Origin of the sequence: Algoriphagus litoralis, assembly GCF_003259255.1 — a bacterium.
In the GTDB taxonomy this organism is placed as follows: domain Bacteria; phylum Bacteroidota; class Bacteroidia; order Cytophagales; family Cyclobacteriaceae; genus Algoriphagus; species Algoriphagus litoralis.
Genome location: NZ_QGOL01000006.1, coordinates 1 through 20,839, shown reverse-complemented (window position 1 = coordinate 20,839; position 20,839 = coordinate 1). Strand labels below are relative to the sequence as shown.

General features: G+C 43.3%; 15 protein-coding genes. 9 read left to right on the top strand and 6 right to left on the bottom strand.

Annotated elements, in window-relative coordinates; genetic code table 11:
- Positions 1–474 precede the first annotated feature (474 nt).
- Entirely contained in the window at positions 475–2,343 is a 1,869-nt protein-coding gene (locus DK188_RS05810) for a gamma-glutamyltransferase family protein (RefSeq protein WP_111669871.1), read from the bottom strand.
- A 231-nt stretch (positions 2,344–2,574) separates the two neighbouring features.
- Positions 2,575–3,627, bottom strand: coding sequence for a carboxypeptidase-like regulatory domain-containing protein (locus tag DK188_RS05805; protein ID WP_111669870.1), 1,053 nt, complete (start codon positions 3,625–3,627; stop codon positions 2,575–2,577).
- 185 nt (positions 3,628–3,812) lie between these two features.
- On the opposite strand from DK188_RS05805, the gene DK188_RS05800 reads away from it, so the two are divergent.
- From DK188_RS05800 to DK188_RS05785, 4 genes are all read left to right on the top strand, one after another.
- Positions 3,813–5,237, top strand: a complete 1,425-nt coding sequence (locus tag DK188_RS05800) for a DEAD/DEAH box helicase (RefSeq protein WP_111669869.1) — start codon at positions 3,813–3,815, stop codon at positions 5,235–5,237.
- A 76-nt stretch (positions 5,238–5,313) separates the two neighbouring features.
- Positions 5,314–6,144 (top strand): N-acetylmuramidase domain-containing protein, encoded by an 831-nt coding sequence (locus DK188_RS05795; protein WP_111669868.1) that lies wholly within the window; start codon positions 5,314–5,316, stop codon positions 6,142–6,144.
- Positions 6,141–6,584, top strand: coding sequence for a DUF1572 family protein (locus tag DK188_RS05790; protein WP_111669867.1), 444 nt, complete (start codon positions 6,141–6,143; stop codon positions 6,582–6,584). Before DK188_RS05795 ends, DK188_RS05790 begins: the two co-directional genes overlap by 4 nt.
- 79 nt (positions 6,585–6,663) lie before the next feature.
- A complete protein-coding gene (locus tag DK188_RS05785) occupies positions 6,664–7,140 on the top strand; it encodes a TspO/MBR family protein (protein WP_111669866.1) in 477 nt (158 codons plus the stop codon).
- Here DK188_RS05785 and DK188_RS05780 read toward each other — a convergent pair.
- Together DK188_RS05780 and DK188_RS05775 are read right to left on the bottom strand one after the other, a co-directional pair.
- Positions 7,137–8,420, bottom strand: coding sequence for an APC family permease (locus DK188_RS05780; RefSeq protein ID WP_232825669.1), 1,284 nt, complete (start codon positions 8,418–8,420; stop codon positions 7,137–7,139). The two genes, DK188_RS05785 and DK188_RS05780, sit on opposite strands and share 4 nt — an antisense overlap.
- Before the next feature lie 330 nt (positions 8,421–8,750).
- Entirely contained in the window at positions 8,751–11,900 is a 3,150-nt protein-coding gene (locus DK188_RS05775; RefSeq protein WP_111669865.1) for a VPS10 domain-containing protein, read from the bottom strand.
- A gap of 182 nt (positions 11,901–12,082) precedes the next feature.
- Here DK188_RS05775 and DK188_RS05770 point away from each other — a divergent pair, with 182 nt between their 5' ends.
- Positions 12,083–13,921, top strand: coding sequence for a M1 family metallopeptidase (locus DK188_RS05770; protein WP_111670198.1), 1,839 nt, complete (start codon positions 12,083–12,085; stop codon positions 13,919–13,921).
- Positions 13,922–13,988: 67 nt separating this feature from the next.
- Here DK188_RS05770 and DK188_RS05765 read toward each other — a convergent pair whose 3' ends face one another.
- Positions 13,989–14,165: a histone H1 gene (locus tag DK188_RS05765; protein WP_111669864.1), complete on the bottom strand. Its 177-nt coding sequence runs from the start codon at positions 14,163–14,165 to the stop codon at positions 13,989–13,991.
- Positions 14,166–14,268: 103 nt separating this feature from the next.
- A complete protein-coding gene (locus DK188_RS05760; RefSeq protein ID WP_111669863.1) occupies positions 14,269–15,519 on the bottom strand; it encodes an aminotransferase class I/II-fold pyridoxal phosphate-dependent enzyme in 1,251 nt (416 codons plus the stop codon).
- Positions 15,520–15,702: 183 nt separating this feature from the next.
- Here DK188_RS05760 and DK188_RS05755 point away from each other — a divergent pair, with 183 nt between their 5' ends.
- The 4 genes from DK188_RS05755 (at position 15,703) to DK188_RS05740 (ending at position 20,012) form a co-directional block, all read left to right on the top strand.
- Positions 15,703–17,199 (top strand): acetyl-CoA carboxylase biotin carboxylase subunit, encoded by a 1,497-nt coding sequence (locus DK188_RS05755; protein WP_111669862.1) that lies wholly within the window; start codon positions 15,703–15,705, stop codon positions 17,197–17,199.
- Entirely contained in the window at positions 17,199–18,506 is a 1,308-nt protein-coding gene (locus tag DK188_RS05750) for a DUF1015 domain-containing protein (protein ID WP_111669861.1), read from the top strand. Before DK188_RS05755 ends, DK188_RS05750 begins: the two co-directional genes overlap by 1 nt.
- Entirely contained in the window at positions 18,478–19,065 is a 588-nt protein-coding gene (locus DK188_RS05745; protein WP_111669860.1) for a Maf family nucleotide pyrophosphatase, read from the top strand. The genes DK188_RS05750 and DK188_RS05745 overlap by 29 nt, the downstream gene beginning before the upstream one ends.
- An 839-nt stretch (positions 19,066–19,904) precedes the next feature.
- Positions 19,905–20,012, top strand: a complete 108-nt coding sequence (locus DK188_RS05740; protein WP_394335838.1) for a Maf family protein — start codon at positions 19,905–19,907, stop codon at positions 20,010–20,012.
- Positions 20,013–20,839: the final 827 nt, after the last annotated feature.

The following is a 20,839-nucleotide window of genomic DNA, read 5'->3' as shown; positions in this document are numbered from 1 at the left end:
ATTAAAATGCAAATCATTAATGCGGTGATTTGAAGTGACTTTCAATTGTTAATATTCATTTGATTGTGACAATTACAGCCTTATTTTCTTTGAAAAAAGGGGTCCGATTTTAATAAAACTAGAATGATGATTTTTATTTCCTCGTTTGAGTCAAATTTTTGCGTTGCTAATTGGTATTCAATATCACCCTATTCAAATAACCTACTTAGCACAACGTGTAATCTTAAGCACTCAAGAATAAATTATTCGAACCTAGGATTTTGGCCAAGTTCAAGTTTAAAAACAAATTAAAAACAATTCATAATTTTCTGAAAGAAAGCTAAACTAAGAGCCTTTAAATTTCTTTTAAGTTCCTTTCATACGATGGAATTTCACCCTTTTTTATTCCGCCTAATTCCTGCCAACTAAAAAAGGAATAAGCTTCCGCCTATTCCTTTTCTTTTAAAAACTTAAAAAACTATGCTTGCGCTATTCTTACCAGGCAATTCCATAATCATCCCCATAATTGCTTGCTCCACCCCAGATCGTGCCATGTTTCCAGTCTAGCCAGATAGCAGTGATTGGTCCTGAAGTTTTGGTCCAAAAGTCCATCACATAGCCGCGCTTGAGCAGGTCCTTGCGGACCCAATCCGGCGTGTCCTCTCTCAGGGTAATAGCACCAGGCTTGATCTCATGATCTCCAAAACTACTCTGCATTTGGTAGCTGTTGAAGTTGGCTGCTTCGACGGCTTCCTGCACATTCATGTCAAACTCAACTACGTTCAGGAAAAATTGAAGCAAGTTTTGATCTTGGGAGTCACCGCCTTGCACAGAAAAGGCCAATAATGGCTTTCCATCTTTCATTGCCAAACTCGGGGTTAATGTCACTCGGGGTCTTTTTCCCGGTTCGGGAAGATTATACGGATTCAGCTTTTCATCCAAAACAAAACTCTGCATGCGTTGAGACAGACCCACTCCGGTATTGCCGGCAATTACGGCGGGGATCCAACCTCCAGAAGGTGTAACAGAAACGACCCAGCCTTCAGCATCTGCGGTTTGGACGGAAGTTGTTCCGCTTTGGAACTCAGACAGGAATTTTTCATCCGCCACAGCACTACCCTCCGTATGGGCTAGGGCTGCCATGGAATTCTGACTTTTTTTCAATAGCTCCAGATGAGGATTGGTTTCGTTTTGGTAAGGGTAGGGGTCTCCTGCGGATAGCTTTGGATCATTTATTTCGCCGATCAGCTTGGCCCGATCTTTTGCATATTCTTTGGAAAGAAGACCCTTCATCGGCGATTTGACAAAGGCCGGATCTCCGTAGTAGAAATCCCGATCCGCAAAAGCTAAACTCATCGCTTGATATACAGTATGAATATAGTTAGCTGAATTATACCCCATAGACTTGAGGTCAAAGTTTTCCAGAATGTTCAGCGACTGGAGAAGGGCAGGACCTTGGGTCCATTCCTGAAGCTTATACACGTCTATTCCTTTGTAATTGACTTGGAGCGGTTCTTCGATTTTCACTTTCCAATTGGCCAAGTCAGACTCGGTGAAAAGTCCGCCTTGCTCACGGGTTCCTCTGACTATTTCCTTTGCAATATCGCCCTTATAAAAGCGCTCATAAGCTGCATAAATAGCTTCTTTTCTGCTCTTGCCAGCAGCCAAAGCCATCTTTTCAGCCTCTACCAATTTGGCTAGCGTTTGATACAGATCCTCCTGAATGAAGATTTCTCCAGCTGATGGAGCTTCTCTTTTTTCGCCTAAATGTGGGAGAAAAACCTTTTTGGAATAGGGCCATTCTTTGATCCTTGCTTTTTGAGCTTCCATGGCATTGGCAGTTTGCGCCTCGATAGGGTAGCCTTTTGCCAGGTCCATTGATGGTTTTAGGATTTGCTCTAGACTCATAGTGCCGTACTCAGCCAGCATGGTCATGATTCCTCCTGGAGTCCCTGGTGTGGTCGCAGCCAATGGTCCATACTGTGGTGGATAGTCCATTCCCTGAGATTTATAGAAGTCGACAGTGGCTCCCGTAGGAGCATAGCCCAGTGCATTGATTGCAATCACTTTTTTTGTTTTAGGATTGTAGATCAAGGCTTGAGTTTCTCCACCCCAGGAAAGAACGTCCCACATGGTCGAGGTCGCCGCGATCATTGCGCAGGCCGCATCGACTGCATTACCACCTTGATGAAAGATCGCAGCACCTGCTGTAGCTGCCAAAGGCTTTCCGGTAATTGCCACCCAGTTTTTGCCATGAAGAATGGGACGTTGGTTAGGGGTAGTCCCTGCCCCGAGTCCTGGGAGGCCTTGGGAAATGGCATTTTGTGTGAGAAGAAGGAAAATGAGAAGGAAAAGGTTTTTCATTTTATTGATGGTTGGTGTAAAGACTGTAGATGTATGCTCCGAGACTGAAGAAGACGAGCACCCGCAGAAGTTAAGTCGAGGAGGTTTGAAGATAATTACAGGCCCAGATTGTTTTAAAACAGAATTTTAAAATCCCAAAGTCAAAATTGATGTTCAATTCAACTGTCCTCCGACTTTCAATGCCAAAGCAAAGAAAGAAAGATAAATTTTTTTTTGACCATCAGATTTGTCTCAATCTCCCTCATCCAAGAGCTGATCCATGATAGGGACAAAGCCGGGAAATCTAGAGTTATAATACGTGAAGAGTTGGAAAATTGACCCATTCTTTTTGAGATCCATTTCATTTTCCTCTACAAATTCCTGCATTTCTGCGGCCTTGTCACCAAAAATCAAGTACAACTCCTTCCGCTTTTTGGGTACTGCTATCAGGTCTTTTCCTTTGAGATAATAATACACGTTCCGTTTGATGATCTGATCATTGCGATTGCCAACCATCAGTGCAGTATTGTAATTGGATTCTTTGAAAATCGCCAGTGTCCTGCGCATCAGCGGCAATTCTCCTTCTACCAATACCTCAAAAAAACCAGAAATTGGCGTACCCTCCTCTTTGAAGTCCATTCCATTGACAAAATATCGGGGCACTTTGTAAGAGCTATCCATCCAGACTATATTTTGGATCCGGAGTCCAGGCATGGTGGTCACCAAATTATTTTCGGGTTCCATCAGTTCGAATAGGTTGGAATTGATATTGTACCTAACCCGAAACCCCTCCAATACCGTCTGTTCTCGGTAAAGTAGGATAGAGGCTACATTCCATTTGTTGTCCAGATAGAAGTTACCTTCGAGCTTTTTGGGCTCGGGAGGTATACCGTAGATGGAATTAGCAATGAAATTGGGACGCTCGACTAATAGTCTACTGACATTCGTGGCACGGATGGTTTTTTGCAGGGCTGCACCTGTTCCTTCGCTTCCATATTTCACCAAATAGATATTTCCGAGGTTCAGATCGTTTTTGAGGTTGACTACTTGCTCGTAAGTGTTGTATCCGGGCAAAGTGATCGCCAAGGTATATTTTTCCGAAAGAATGTTTTCGATGGAAAAATTCCCAGCACCATTGCTGATTGAACCGAAAGCAGTATTTCGCAGGGTAACTGAGGCTCCTTCGATGAATTCTCTGGAGTCAAAATCCATCACTCTTCCGCTCAGGTTGAAATTCTGACCAAAGCTCCAAAGCGGAATCATCCCCGAGATAAAAAGAAAGAAGAAAATTCGTAATTGAATCATTTCAGCATCAGTTTATTGATAAGGTAATATACTCCAAACTTAGAACTGATGCTAACTGATTTGAAAACTGCCTGAATGATCCTTGCTCTCTTGGCTGTCAATTGGCATTGTAAGTTTTAAGACTGTATATTTGAAGGAGTTCGGTTTTTTAGGGACTCGGTATAGTTAATTTAATCACCAACAATTTGAGTTTTATTAATTTCAATTTCGAGTCTTCACTACAGGAAGGACTCGATGCCATGGGCTTTGACCGGCCTACACCAATTCAGGAAATGGCCATTCCCGTGATCATGCAGGGTAAAGATTTGATTGCCTGCGCACAGACTGGCACAGGAAAAACCGCAGCTTTTGTACTTCCTATTCTCAATAAAATATCAAAGTCAGGTTCCAACAAACTGAATACCCTGATTTTGGCTCCTACACGGGAGCTTGCGATTCAAATCGATCAGCAGATTCAGGGATTCTCATACTTTTTGGGCGTGAGTTCCGTGCCGATTTATGGAGGCGGAGACGGGATTATTTGGGAGCAGCAGAAAAAAGCACTGGAGACAGGTGCAGAAATCGTCGTTGCCACTCCGGGACGTCTGATAGCCTTATTGGCTGGTGGTAAGATTGACCTCAGCTCGCTCGAGCATTTGGTATTGGATGAAGCAGACCGAATGATGGATATGGGATTTTCGGATGACATTCTGAAAATCGTCAATTACCTTCCTCAGGATCGTCAGACCGTACTCTTTTCGGCTACCATGCCGCCTAAAATCCGTCAATTCAGCATGAAGTTTCTCAGAAATCCTGAGGAGATTTCGCTGTCTATTGGCAAAACGGCTGAGGGTGTCACCCAGTCCATGTATTCGGTGTATGATGGACAGAAGGAGGAATTGGTACGGCACATTTTATCCCAAAAACCCTACGAGGCGGTGATTATTTTTGCCTCTACCAAAGACAAAGTAAAAGCGCTCTATAAAGTCTTGAAAAAACAATTTGACATCGAGGCATTTCACTCAGACCTAGAGCAGGTCGAGCGGGAAAAGATCATGTCAAATTTTAAAAATAAGGCAGTCAAAATATTGATCGGCACCGATATCATCTCCCGAGGAATTGATGTCGTCGGGATCGAGTTGGTCATCAACTTTGACACACCAAGTGATCCGGAGGATTACGTGCATCGGGTAGGGCGAACCGCCCGTGCCGACAAAGAAGGCGAAGCAATCACCTTTGTCAATCCAAAGGATCAGCACAAATTTGTCCGAATTGAAAACCTGATCGGAATGGAAATCACTCGAAATCCTCTTCCGGAAGGTTTTGAAAAAGGACCTGAATATATTGGTGGCAAAGCCAAGTCTTCTGATTTTTCCTCGGGCTCTGCGGGAAAGTCAAAAAACAAGAAAAAGAAAAAACCGGGAAACAAACCTGCTGGCGAAAAACCTTCTGGATCCAAAGGTGCTCCAGGCTTCAAACCTCGGGCGGATTTCAAAAAAGCAGAAAATGCTTCTATTCAGAAACCATCCAATCCCGAACAATCCACTGCACCTAAGCCTGAGCAATCTGCAGCTCCGAAATCCGAAATCCCGAGCAAATACGGGCAACGAAAGAATGTGATCGACTCCTGATTTTCAGTGGCCTATTTTGGTTTTTGTGAAGTACTTCAGGTATCTTGAAGTACTTTTCATTTTTAACCAAAGCGCTATGCAAACTATCAAATTCAGATCAAGAGGAACTTATGTTTCCTACCTTCAGGAACTTCTGGGAAAATTAGGCTACGATATCCCTTCCACTGGGTATTTTGGAAATATGACGGATGCTGCGGTGAAGGATTTTCAAAAGAAAAATGGCCTGGTGGTAGACGGCGAAGTGGGAATTAAAACATGGACTGTACTTATTGAAAAGACCCGGCCTGCCCAGACAATGGGAGATAAATTTTTGGGTGAGCAGGATCTGAAAGCTTTTGCCCAGAAAAACAATCTCGAGCTCGCTGCAGTCAAAGCAGTCAATGAAGTAGAAAGCAGCGGGAAGGGCTTTCTTGTGGATGGGCGTCCAAAAATCCTATTTGAAGGCCATATTTTTTGGAATCAGTTAAAGGAGAGAGGGATCAATCCCAGCTCTATAGCAAATGCTTCAAATGCAGATGTGTTATATTCCAAATGGACCAAATCCCATTACCTAGGAGGAACTAAAGAATTTGACAGACTTGAAAAAGCCGCCAATCTGCTTGCAGATCCCCGGGTAAAAGAAGCTGCTCTGGCTTCCGCATCATGGGGAAGTTATCAAATCATGGGATTTCATGCCAAAAAACTCAAATACGATTCTGTCCAGGCTTTCGTTGATGAGATGTACATTCACGAGCGAAATCAATTGGAAGCATTTGGCCGATACATTACCGAATTTGGGTGCATCAATCACCTCCGTTCTCTCAATTGGGCCTCCTTTGCAAAATGCTATAATGGACCAGCCTACGCACAGAACAAATATGACATCAAAATGGCTAATGCCTACCAGAAGTACCTAAACCGTCCATGAATCTAAAAGAACTTAATCAGCTGTTTCAGAGAGATTTGGAAAAGCTTGGACAAGAGTTGGAAGCTTACAGTGATGAAGCGAAAATTTGGGTCATAGACAAAGAAATTTCCAACTCTGCCGGCAATCTTTCCCTGCACCTGTTTGGGAACTTACGACATTTTATCGGTCTTGACTTCGGCGGAATCGCTTATCAACGAGACCGAGAGCGGGAGTTTGGAGCTAAAGACGTACCAAGAGCAGCGATGTTGGCTGAGTTGGAAGAAGTCAAGAGGCTAGTGGCGACTTCACTTTTAAACTTAGACTCGAGTCGTTTGGGAGACAAGTCTCTGCATGCTTTTTTTGGCCATTCGATGTCTATTGGATTTTTCCTGATGCACCTTTATGGGCATTTGAATTATCACGTGGGCCAGATCAATTACCACAGGAGGCTTTTAGGTTGAATAAAATAATTTTTGTTAAATCCTAAACAAAATTTAGAAGCTCAAAGATGGTTTGATTTTTTCCCCTTAAATTCAGCTTATGGATACATTGACAGGCAACATTCTTTTATTCTACGGAATTCTATTCCTGACCAATGTCCCCGCGTATTTCCTTGGATTGAAGTTTGAAGGCAATGATCCCAAAAAAAGGCTTTGGTTTGAACCGCCTGGATTTGTAATTCCGATAGTTTGGGTTTTTCTTTTTTTGTTGCTCGCCATCCTTCGCTACAAACTGGTACGAATTGATGCTGACGATTTAGCTACCATGACCATCATCTTGGCAGTGGTATGCGCCACCTATGCCTATTATACCTTGGGTCTGGAGAAGCTTACAGGGATCTCTGCGCTTAAATTTGGTTTGTTTGGAAATATTCTGGTCATTTTGGTGGCCTTGTGGGTAGGAGTCACAGTATCTGAACTTTCATCCAATCTATCCTATCTGGTTTTCCCCATTGTGGCTTGGACTTTTTTTGCGACCATGATTATCTTAGGTCAGCTCAGGCTCGCCAAAAATTAATTTCCTTCTGATTTTTTATCAAAAAGGAAAATTACCAGGCCCAAACCCACGATTCCCAATCCGGCCACACTTTCCCAAGGGCGATCCCAGAATAAGTAGGCCATTACTCCTGTACTAAAGGCAATATAAATCAGTTGAATCCAGGGTTTTAGCGGACTTTTAAATCCATGTTGGCCTTTGAGTTTCAGTGAAGAATATACCGTAATCGTTCCCATCAATTGCAGTACGAATCCGGCATAAAGCATGATTTGCTCAAATGACCCAGAAAGGAATAAGACTAAGCTGATAGCAGTATTTAATAGGATGGCTCTGACAGGTATTCCATTTGCATTAACCTTCGAGAGCGGTTTCCAGAGTTTGAAGTCTCTTGCCATTGCAAAGGTAATTCTCGGGCCAATCCATGAATAGCCTGAAATGGTCGCAATCAACTGCACCCCTATAAAAAAGCTGACCCAAAGTGCACCAGATGGGCCAAAGATATTCCCGAAAGCTATATCAGCTACTTCCACCTTTCCGGAAAGCTGGCTGATTGATGCATGCTTCAAAAAAACCAATTGAAGTAAAACATACACAACCATGACCGAAAAAGTAGCCCAAATGAGCGCTTTGGGAAGATTTTTCTTTGGTTGATCTACTTCTTCTATGATGTAGGCCGCCGAATTCCAGCCAGTATAGGCGTAGAAAACATAGATTAAGGATACAGCAAATCCTGGCATGATGACCTCTTTTTGCCAAGAATCAGAAAAGTCAAAAGATGAACTCCCTAAAGCTGGGCTATGGTAGAGGCCAATGAATATCAGGATAAGTACAAAAGCCACTTTGATCAAGGTAAAGAAATCCTGAAACTGGGCCGATCTGCTGACAGAGAAAATATGAGCTATAGGGACAGCTAGGAGAAAAAACAAGCCTGGATAACTTGAACCCCCAAAAAGTGGACTCAAATAGCCATTCATGGCCATGGCAGCTATTGCAATCGGTGCTGAAAATCCCACTGTCAAGGATACCCAGGCATATAAATAGCCGATAGAAGGATGAATAGCTTCGGAAAGGAAAATGTAATCTCCGCCAGTCTTATGAAAATGTGTGCCCAACTCGGCATAGGTAAATGCGCCAATCAAGGCCATCAGTCCACCAATGATCCAAAGGAAAAGGATCGACCAGGTGTTTTGTACTTCGGCAAGTTGGAATCCCAAACTGGTGAAAACGCCCGTACCGATCATATTTGCAACCACAAGTCCGGCTGCTGTTTTCCAGGAAATTTTAGTTGTGGCGTAGCTCAAAGGCTTAATTTTTCGGGGTTTTGAGAATTAGTCCAAAAATGTAGCAAAACTATAGTATTTCCTTCACCTTGTTGGAAAAGTGTCATGTGCTTGTTGAAGATGAACTTTTTTTTCTTCCACCTTTTGATGTAGGTACCAGATCGGAATAAGTAATTCTATTTTTCGTCGATAGCCTGAAAAAAGTTAATGGCAGTAGTACTTGACCTTTTCTTTTCCAAACATTCTAAAAGTGGGAAATAATCTTTTCAGGATTATAGCATTGAAAGGAATAAAAAAAGCATCCCGAAATCTCAGGATGCATTATTAGAATTTTACCGAATACGGGAAAGCTTACTTCTTCCCAGTATCAAATAGATCAATCGGAGTGGACTTCACTTTTTCTTCGAAAGCTTTCCAGTCGCCTTCCATGAATTTGTTGACTTCGGCTATTGCCTCCTCAGCAGACTCCTTGGCTTGGGTATATAGACGTTCTTCGGTAGCACCTGGAGCTCCAAAGCTGGAATTGGCATAGCTGCGTGGCACAAACTGACGGGTCATCGTAGTTGGGTACAAGTTTCTCACGATTCCCTGACCTTCTCTCGTTGGACCGTAGAATGCCTCTCTGGTTTTATCCAGTTTCTTCTTGATTTCTTTCGTCGCTTCAGCCAAAGCTTTCGCCTCAGGCGTTGTGATGTCTTTGATCATCGCATTGACTTTGTCAATCGTCTTTTGGGCATCGTTCAGCTTGGTGGTAGCTGCGCTTACTTCAGTGGAGAGCGCTTCATTTTTCTTCAAGAAGGCTTCCTTGGCCTGCAAATCTGCTAGTTGCACAGGTATTCTTGGGTCCATATTAACCTTGATCGAGGTCTCAGAAGAATCCGATCCATAGACAAATACTGCCTTGTATGTACCCGGAATCACATTTCCTCCGCTTGGTTCAAAGAATCCAGATCGCCGGCCTCCGCCTTGGCCACCACCGCCACCGAATCCGCCGGTCATTTCGGCAGTAGATTTTCTATCCAGATTCCAGATGATTTTGTTCACTCCTTTGACAGGAAGCGTTTTCAAGGTTCGGATCTGCTCTCCACTGCCATCGTAGATTTTGACAGTGACCGAATCTAGTTTTTCCTTATCATCATTGACTAGAAAAGTCATTCTTCCGCCAAAATCTCTGTTTTCTCCGGCATACTTTCCACTGGCCATGAACCGCTCCCCATGAGGACGCTGAATGACAGCTTGGTATGCCTCCGGAGCAGGGAACGCTGTGATTTTGCCTGAAGGAACTGCTCCATTGTTTTTTGCAAAAGCCCGCAATGGTCTGATATCATCTAATACATAAATCGCTCTTCCAAAAGTCCCGATTACCAAGTCAGCTTCCCGCTCCTGAATGGTCATGTCATAAGTCGATACTGCCTTCGGATAGCCATGTTCCCATTTGTTCCATGTTTTGGCTTTGTCAAAAGAAACATACAAACCGAATTCAGTTCCTAAAAAGACCAAATTTGGCTCCTCGGTATCCTGTTTGATCGAAAGGGTATAACCCCATACTTTGCTATCGTCAGCGATTCTGGTGAATGTTTTTCCATAGTCAGAACTGTGATACGCATAGGCTGCGAAATCATTATTTCGGTAATTGTTTGCTACGACCCACACTTCCCCTGCATTGTACTTAGAGGCTTGTACTTGAGGTATCCAGGATGCTTTAGGCAATCCTGTGAGTTTTGCTGCAGTATTGGTCCAGGTTTTACCCCCATCTTGGGTGACTTGCAGGTTTCCATCATCTGTTCCGACCCAGATTACATTTTTATCTACTGGACTTGGAGCGATGGCAATGATAGTGGTATGGTTTTCTGCTCCAGTGATATCAAATGTCAATCCTCCGGTCATTTGCTGACGCTGCTTGGTAGAGTCATTGGTGGTCAGATCTGGAGAGATGATCTCCCATGTTTCTCCGGAGTCTGTCGACTTGTGCAGAAACTGGGATGCATAATACACTGTGTTTGCATCGTGTGGATCCTGAGCAATAGCAGCATTCCAGTTGAATCGAAGAAACACATCTTTGTCCGGATGAGTAGGGCGTATCGTACGGTTATGCCCGGTAAGTTTGTCAAATCGGGAGACATTTCCTCCTTGAGACATGGTGTATCCGTAGCGGGAATCTGCAGGATGCGACACTACATCAAAACCATCGCCGAAAGATACTTCCTGCCAGTAGGTATTTCTGATTCCATCCACTCTCCAGAGATAAGCAGGGCCTGTCCATGAACCATTATCCTGCATTCCTCCATAGACATTGTAAGGGATTTCATTGTCGACATTGATGTGGTAAAACTGACCCACTGGGATGCTTTCTGCGAAATACCAGGTTTTGCCCATATCCCGGGAGATGTTTAAGCCTCCGTCATTTCCATTGATCAACAGGTTGGGATCATTTGGATTGATGTACCAAGCATGGTGATCTGGATGCACGCCATCATACTGGAGCAATTGGTCAAAAGATTTACCTCCGTCTTCACTAATTCCCACTCGGGAATAGAGGGTGTAGATTCGGTTTTCATTTTTTGGATCTGCATAGATTTCAAAATAATAGAAAGGTCTATCTCCGATTTCTGGCTTGTCATTTACCATCGCAAATTTTTCTCCTCCATCCTCAGACACATACAGTGCGTTTTTAGAAGACTCGATCAATGCATAGACTTTGCTGCTGTTTGCTTTAGAAATAGCCAAACCCATTCTTCCCAAGTTTCCTTTTGGTAGTCCGTTGTCAGCCGCAGTTAATTTTTTCCAATTTTCTCCTCCATCCTGAGTAACATAAAGTCCTGAGGATTCCCCACCTGACTCAAAGAACCATGGATATCTCCTGTGTTGCCACATGTTGACGAAGATTTTGTTTGGGTTATTTGGATCCATGATCATTTCGCCAACCCCAGTTTTGGTGTCGATATAGAGTATTTTTTTCCAGGTTTTGCCGCCATCGGTGGTTTTATACACACCCCGATCTTCCTGCTCACCCCATGGAGACCCTATGGCTCCGACAAATACCGTATTAGGATCATCCGGATGAACAATTATTCGGTGGATAGCTCTGGTTTTTTCTAAGCCCATCATCTGCCAGGTCTTGCCAGCATCCATAGAGCGGTAGACTCCATAGCCCATGTTCAGCGAGTTTCTCGGATTACCTTCTCCAGTACCTACCCAAATAATATTTGGGTTTTTCTGATAGATGGAAATGGCGCCGATGGAATGGACTTTTTCATTGTCAAAAATCGGCTCCCAAGTGATTCCGCCAGAGGTTGATTTCCAAAGTCCACCAGAAGCCGAGCCCGCGTAAATGATGTTGGGATTGTCATCAACAGCCTGAATAGCGGTAATCCTGCCACTCATTGCTCCTGGTCCAATATTTCTGGCTTTCATGGATTTAAACATATCCATATTGACTTGCTGGGCTTCAATTCCGAAGCTGAACAAGACCGCCAAAATCAAGAGATAGATTTTTTTCATACGTTTCTAATTCGATTTAGTGGTTTTCTTTTACCCTGGTAAATAAGCTAAAAACGTCCAAATCAAGATTGCTTTTTATTCAAGTGGGAGAGATTTGACTTTTAGTATTCAGCTTTTAAATTTTTACGGCTGGTTTGGGCAATGCAGGAGATTTCTTTTTCTTTAGAAAAAAATTAACTGATATGATTAATAGCATGATGAAGCCTTTTCTTGGGCTTTTTCTTTTTGTAGGCATCACAGCGGTGCATGCTCAGCACGGGCGTTTTCAGCAAGCTGTAAATTATAAAATGGACGTGAACATGGACGTCAAGTCCAACCAATTCACGGGAAAACAAGAGTTGAAGTACACCAATAACTCTCCGGACACCCTGAAGCGGGTGTTTTATCATTTGTATTTCAATGCATTTCAGCCTGGTTCCATGATGGATGTCCGCTCCAGAACTATAGCGGATCCTGATCGAAGAGTAGCTGATAGAATCTCAAAGCTCAAGCCTGATGAAATGGGTTACCTGCATGCCAAAACACTGACCATGAATGGGAAATCCGTGGAATTCAGGGAAGTGGAAACGATCCTAGAGGTAAATCTGGTCGAGCCGATTCTGCCAAATTCCAGTGTGACCTTCGAGATGGAATTTGAAGGCCAAGTGCCGATTCAAATCAGAAGATCCGGTCGGGACAGTGAGGAAGGGGTGCGCTACTCTATGGCTCAATGGTATCCCAAAATGGCCAACTACGACGAGCAGGGATGGCACGCAAACCCCTACATCGGACGGGAGTTCTATGGGATCTGGGGAGACTTTGATGTGAAGATCACCATCGATAAAACTTACGTTTTGGGTGGAACTGGCTATTTACAGAATCCAAATGAGATAGGACATGGCTATGAAGATGCAGGAGTCAAAGTGCCTGCTCCAAGTGGAAACACACTCACCTGGCACTTCAAAGCACCGATGGTTCATGATTTCATGTGGGGTGCAGATCCTAAGTACAAGCACGATAAGGTTTTGATGGACAACGGAATCACCGTTCATCATTTTTATATTCCTGGAGAAAAAACCACTGAAAACTGGGAAAAACTGAAAGACTTCACGCCAAAAGCTATTGATTACCTTTCCAAGAACTTTGGTCAGTATCCTTACAAGCAATTTTCTGTCGTTCAAGGTGGTGATGGAGGCATGGAGTATGCCATGTCTACCTTGATCACCGGGGAGAGAAATCTTCAAAGTTTGGTAGGAGTGATGGTGCACGAGCTTGCGCACAGCTGGTTCCATGGCGTATTGGCAAGCAATGAGTCCCTTTACCCATGGATGGACGAAGGGTTTACCAGCTATGCCAGTAGCTTAGCGATGGCTTCTATTTTTCAGGCAAGTGCAAATCCGCTTCGAGGCTCTTATGGTGGGTACTATCGATTGGCGGCCTCAGGTCTGGAAGAGCCAATGGCAACTCATTCGGATCATTATCATACCAACTCAGCATATAGTTCTGCAGCCTATTCCAAAGGAGCTGTATTCTTAGCTCAATTGGGCTATGTGATAGGAGAAGAGACCAGGGATGCTGGAATGCTTCGGTATTTTGATACCTGGAAATTCCGTCATCCCAATGTCAACGACCTGATCCGTATCATGGAAAAGGAATCTGATATGGAGTTGGATTGGTACAAGGAATACTTTGTCTACACGACCAAAACCATTGATTACAGTATCAAAGAGGTAAAGGCCAATGGCAATTCCACTGAAATTACACTGGAGCGGATCGGGCTAATGCCAATGCCGGTAGATTTGGTTGTGACGTATAAAGACGGTACTTCAGAGTTGATTTACCTTCCTTTGGTCATCATGAGAGGGGAAAAAGCAGAAGAGACCGGGATGCCAAAAAGAATTCACACTGAGGCCTGGCCTTGGACCAACCTGACGAAAACACTGATCCTTGCAAAGGATTTTGATATGATCAAATCGGTAGAAATCGATCCTAGCAAAAGAATGGCTGACGTTCAGCAGGAAAATAATAAAGTGGAGTTTTAGGCTCCACTTTAGTATACATATCCTAAATAAAAAAGGTGGCTTTCGGCCACCTTTTTATTTTTTTGGATCAACCAGCGTTTTTCTTGTTCTGTACTTCAGTACGGATTTCCTGCGCCAAGTTTTTAAGGTCTTGCATTCCTTTTCTAACTCTAGTTCCGGCTGCTTGGTTACCCTTCTCGTAGAATTTTTCGAAATCGGCTTCTAGGCCCATGACGAGGTCTTTGACTTCACTAAATCTGCTCATAGTAAAAGTTTATTTTTTAAGGTTGATGATAAGTTTATTATGGTTCAATATAGGTCAAATACTTACTAATTCAATCCAGAGGCCATTTTTTTTGCTTTTTTTTTTATTCTGCAAAAGAAAGTGCCAATTCTGAGTTTTTGTAATGACCGCTGATTAGTTTGTCTTTCACCGCAGCAAATGCTTTGATGGTTTCCTCGACATCTTCCAAAGTATGTACCGCTGTTGGGATTAATCTCAAGATAATCATGCCTTTAGGTATCACTGGGTAAATCACTACTGAACAGAAAATACCATAATGCTCTCTTAAATCTCTAGAAAGGGCGGCTGCTTCTCCCACTGTACCATTGAGTACCACTGGTGTCACAGGTGAATTCGATTTTCCTGTGCTGAATCCATTTTCGTGTAGACCATTTCGAAGGGCTTGCACGATTTTCCAAAGATTATCTTTCAATTCAGGCTGAGTTCTGAGTAGTTCCAGGCGCTTGAGTGCACCTTCTACCAGCAGCATCGGGAGTGATTTTGCAAAAATCTGAGAACGCATATTGTATCTCAAATAAAGGATCACATTTGCATCTCCGGCAATAAAGGCCCCAATCGAAGCCATTGATTTCGCAAAAGTAGAGAAGTATAAGTCGATCTCTTCTTGTACGCCTTGTTCCTCACCAGTACCTGCACCTGTTTTGCCCATGGTACCAAAGCCGTGCGCATCATCTACCAGAAGTCTGAAATCAAATTTCTTCTTCAATTCCACGATTTCTTTCAGTTTGCCCTGATCTCCGGTCATACCAAATACCCCTTCGGTAATTACGAGAATTCCTCCGCCAGTTTCGGCAGCAAGTTTGGTAGCACGCTCAAGTTGCTTTTCGCAGCTTTCGATATCATTATGTGGGAAAACATACCGCTTGCCTAAGTGCATTCGCAAAGCATCAATAATACAAGCATGACACTCGGCATCATAGACTACCACGTCCTTTCGATCCAGGATCGAATCAATCACAGACATGATCCCCTGATACCCGTAATTCAACAAATAGGATTTCTCTTTGCCTACAAACTCAGCCAATTCATCTTCCAATTGTTCGTGAAGGTTGGTTTGGCCGGACATCATGCGGGCACCCATGGGATAAGCTGCTCCCCACTTGGCAGCGGCATCCGCATCAGCCTTACGAATTTCAGGATGATTGGCTAGTCCCAGATAGTTGTTTAAGCTCCAGGTGAGTACTTCTTTTCCCTGAAATTTCATTCGAGGAGCGATTTCGCCTTCAAGTTTTGGGAATGAGAAATAGCCGTCTGCAAACTCAGAGTGTTTGCCCAAAGGGCCCATATTCGTTTTTAATTTTGCAAATAGATCCAAAGCAGTATTGAATTTAGAGTTACCGTATTTAATGAGTTCTCATTAAAAGTGGACAAAAATAAACTATTAACCGCTTGAAAGCAAAAATCCCCTCCCAAGCTTCGATAATCTTCAAAAAGCTCAGTTTTATTTCTTTATTTCGCTTCAAGCCATATCGCCTACCCAAATAATTCTTCAGAGAAAATGCCAAAAATCAAGAAACTTTTAGTCGCAAATCGGGGTGAAATCGCCCTTAGAATCATGCGAACCGCGCAGGAAATGGGAATAGCAACTGTCGCTGTATTTTCAGAAGCAGACAGACTTTCCCCCCATGTTAAATTTGCAGACGAGGCAGTTTGCATCGGTCCGCCACCTTCCAATCAATCCTACCTTCTGGGTGATAAAATCATCAATGTCTGCCTCGAACTTGGTGTGGATGCCATTCACCCGGGTTATGGATTTCTTTCAGAGAATGCAGATTTTGCCAAAAAAGTAGGAAAAGCGGGATTGATTTTTATCGGTCCTTCACCTGAATCAATCGAGGTGATGGGATCGAAGCTTGCCGCTAAGCAGGCCGTAGCAAAATATGACATCCCATTGGTCCCTGGGACCGAGGAAGCAATTTCGGATATTCCAGTCGCCAAACTCAGAGCTGCAGAGATTGGATACCCGATCCTGATCAAAGCCTCTGCTGGTGGTGGAGGCAAGGGAATGCGGATCGTGGAATCTGAGGCAGAATTTGAAGAGCAAATGAACCGTGCCGTTTCGGAGGCACAGTCTGCATTTGGAGATGGGGCAGTTTTCATCGAGAAATTCATCACCTCACCACGTCATATTGAAATTCAGATTCTGGGAGACCAACATGGGAATACCGTTTACCTTTTTGAAAGAGAGTGTTCCATACAGCGTCGCCATCAGAAAGTCATCGAAGAAGCTCCATCCGCGGTGGTGAATCCTGAAATGCGTAAAGCAATGGGTGAAGCAGCAGTCGGGGTAGCCAAAGCTTGTAACTATTATGGCGCCGGCACTGTCGAGTTTATCGTCGATGACAAACTGAATTTCTATTTTCTGGAAATGAATACCCGACTTCAAGTCGAGCATCCAGTGACTGAAATGATCACAGGCAAAGATCTGGTCCGGGAGCAAATTCTTGTCGCTGAGGGAAATCCACTTTCCTTTGCTCAGGAAGACCTCAAAATACATGGACATTCGGTAGAAATCAGAGTTTATGCCGAAGATCCGAAAAACAACTTTCTGCCTGATATCGGAAAATTGGTCACCTACCGACGACCTCAAGGCCCTGGAATTCGCGTGGACGACGGTTTTGAGGAAGGGATGGACATTCCTATCTATTACGATCCCATGATCGCCAAGCTGATCACGCATGGCGAAACCCGACAGGATGCCATCGACAGAATGATCCGGGCAATCAACGATTACCGGATTACCGGCATTCAGACCACATTGGACTTTTGCAGATTTGCACTGCAGCATGGGGCTTTTGTGTCTGGAGACTTCGATACCAAGTTTGTCGAGAAGTTTTTTACTCCGGAAAAGCTTATTCCCGAATTCACCCAGGAGGAAAGTGAACTTATGGCTGCGTTGGCTGTGGAGTTTTTTCTGAAAGAGGAAAACAGAATCAATCCCACCCAACCCATTAAAGCAATTCCCTCTACCAATTGGAAAAACCGACTGGTCTGATGGCTGAAATTCTACCGCTCAAAGCTTGGAGATACAACGAGGAACTTGCCGGGAATTTGGAGGAATTGACTGCTCCGCTTTTTGATGTAGTGTCGTCAAAACAGCGGGAAATGCTATATTCCAATCCACTGAATAGCATTCACCTATCCGTACCCCAAGGCGAAAATCCAGCTGACAATGCAAAAAAGACTCTTTTGAAATGGAAGGAATCTGGCACCTTGGTTCAGGACGATCTTCCGGGGATCTATGTGTATTATCAATACTTTAGACTTCCTGGAGATACGCAAGAGCGATGCCGCAAAGGCTTCATCGCTCAGATCAAAGCCTATGATTGGGAAGAGAACCAGATTCTCCGGCATGAAAGCACCATCGTATCAGCTGTCAATGACCGAATTGATCTCCTCAGTGCCACGCAGATTCAAGCCAGTCCTACCCACGGACTTTACGAAGATGCGAGCAATGAACTGGAGCGCTATATGGATGCTGCAATGGCGTCACCCTTGTATGAACTTGAGGATTATCAGGGAGTCCGCGAGGTACTTGCTGTAATCCATGATGCCAAAGTTATTTCCCGGTTTTTAGCTGTTTTGGATGACAAGAAAGTAATCTTGGCAGATGGACACCATCGATTGGAGGGTGCAATTGAATACAAAAAGCTTCAAAGCGATGCTTTCCCGGAAGCAAAATGGAAAGGCTCTGATTATCATTTGATGTATCTCACGAACGTCCATGGCAATCACCTGAAGATCCTCCCGACACATCGCTTATTTTATGGTTTGAATCTTTCGGAAGCCGAACTTCTTGATCGGATCAAAGAATGGTTTGATGTCCGGATCTTTGGCGATGCAGATGAATTGGTCAATTATACCTTTCAGCGAAAATGGTCCTTTGGTTTGATCCTCTCGGAAGAAGCCTATGTCATTAAATTCAAGCAGGATAAATTTGAGGCCGTTCGGCCCGAATTGCCTGAGGCGCTGAGAAATCTCGATCTGGTAATTTTACACCATATTTTATTTGAAAAAATACTGGGTTTCGATCTGGAGCAGCAGCGAAATTCGGATCAATTGGCATTCGAACGAAACTTTGCCAAATGTGTGCGTGAGGTACGGAGTAACAAAGCTAGTTTTGCAATAATTACCAGAGAAATTGAATTGGAGCAGGTCTTGGAGGTATGTAAGTCGGGTGCGGTAATGCCTCAAAAATCAACTTACTTTTACCCCAAAGCTTTGGGAGGACTCCTCTTTGCAAGTATTAAACAAGAAGAATTTGAATCGAATTATGGAGCCTTTTTTGACCAAACTAGCTGATAAGAAAATCATTCTGGCTTCAAATTCTCCACGGAGACAGGAATTGCTGAAGGCCTTGGGGGTCGATTTTACAGTAAAAGTGCATCCTGTCGATGAGACTGTTCCTGCAGATCTCCCAGCAGATTATGCTGCGGCCTACCTGTCCAAACTCAAAGCAGAGAGTTTCCCGACTCCTCTAGCGGAAAATGAAATTTTAATCACGGCTGATACGATAGTCATCATCAAGGATAAAATTCTGGGCAAGCCAAATTCGGATATGGAAGCATTTGATATGATCCGAAGTCTTTCTGGCACTACGCACAGGGTTATGACAGCAGTGACGATGAAGGATCTCAAAAGGCAAATCACGCTGGAAGATGAGGCAAAGGTTACTTTCCGATTTCTCGAGGAAGATGAAATCTGGTATTACATTCGGAATTTCAAACCCTTTGACAAAGCAGGAGCCTATGGAATTCAGGAATGGATTGGCTTTGTCGGAGTGACCGGAATCGAAGGTTCTTATTTCACGGTGATGGGTTTCCCGCAGCACTTGGTGTACCAGCAGCTGAAGAAGTGGTGAGAAAATTCAATCTCACAGATGACAAAGAAAGTCACAGATTTTGGTCATTCATCTTTGGTAATCTGTGCTATCTGTGAGCAAATATGAATCAAGATTAATTGATCAGAAATTGCAAACCTAATGACCAAAGCGGGGGCCTAAGGTATTCAGGAATGGATTGGATTTGTACAGATAGGAATATTTAAAGCCCACAGATGACACAGAAAGTCACGGATTTTCATCATTCATCTGTGGTAATCTGTGCTATCCGTGAGCAAATAAGAATCAAGATTAATTGATCAGAAATTGCAAACCTCATGACCAAAGCAGGGGCCTAAGGAATTCAGGAATGGATTGGATTTGTAGGGATAGGAAAATCTAAAGCTCACAGATGACGCAGATAGTCACGGATTTTCATCATTCATCTGTGGTAATCTGTGCTATCCGTGAGCAAATAAGAATCAAGATTAAGATATCAAAAATTGCAAACCTCATGACCAAAGCAGGGGTCTAAGGAATTCAGGAATGGATTGGATTTCTAGGGATAGGAAAATCTAAAGCCCACAGATGACGTATATAGTCACGGATTTTCATCATTCATCTGTGGTAATCTGTGAGCAAATAAGAATCAAGATTGATTGATCAGAAATTGCAAACCTCATGTCCAAAGCAGGGGTCTAAGGTATTCAGGAATGGATTGGATTTGTAGAGATAGGAATATTTAAAGCCCACAGATGACGTAGATAGTCACGAATTTTCATCATTCATCTGTGGTAATCTGTGCTATCCGTGAGCAAATAAGAATCAAGATTGAGATATCAAAAATTGCAAACCTAATGGCCAAAGCAGGGGCCTAAGGTATTCAGGAATGGATTGGCTTTGTCGGAGTGACCGGAATCGAAGGTTCTTATTTCACGGTGATGGGTTTCCCGCAGCACTTGGTGTACCAGCAGCTGAAGAAGTGGTGAGAAAATTCAATCTCACAGATGACAAAGAAAGTCACAGATTTTGGTCATTCATCTTTGGTAATCTGTGCTATCTGTGAGCAAATATGAATCAAGATTAATTGATCAGAAATTGCAAACCTAATGACCAAAGCGGGGGCCTAAGGTATTCAGGAATGGATTGGATTTGTACAGATAGGAATATTTAAAGCCCACAGATGACACAGAAAGTCACGGATTTTCATCATTCATCTGTGGTAATCTGTGCTATCCGTGAGCAAATAAGAATCAAGATTAATTGATCAGAAATTGCAAACCTCATGACCAAAGCAGGGGCCTAAGGAATTCAGGAATGGATTGGATTTGTAGGGATAGGAAAATCTAAAGCTCACAGATGACGCAGATAGTCACGGATTTTCATCATTCATCTGTGGTAATCTGTGCTATCCGTGAGCAAATAAGAATCAAGATTAAGATATCAAAAATTGCAAACCTCATGACCAAAGCAGGGGTCTAAGGAATTCAGGAATGGATTGGATTTCTAGGGATAGGAAAATCTAAAGCCCACAGATGACGTATATAGTCACGGATTTTCATCATTCATCTGTGGTAATCTGTGAGCAAATAAGAATCAAGATTGATTGATCAGAAATTGCAAACCTCATGTCCAAAGCAGGGGTCTAAGGTATTCAGGAATGGATTGGATTTGTAGAGATAGGAATATTTAAAGCCCACAGATGACGTAGATAGTCACGAATTTTCATCATTCATCTGTGGTAATCTGTGCTATCCGTGAGCAAATAAGAATCAAGATTGAGATATCAAAAATTGCAAACCTAATGGCCAAAGCA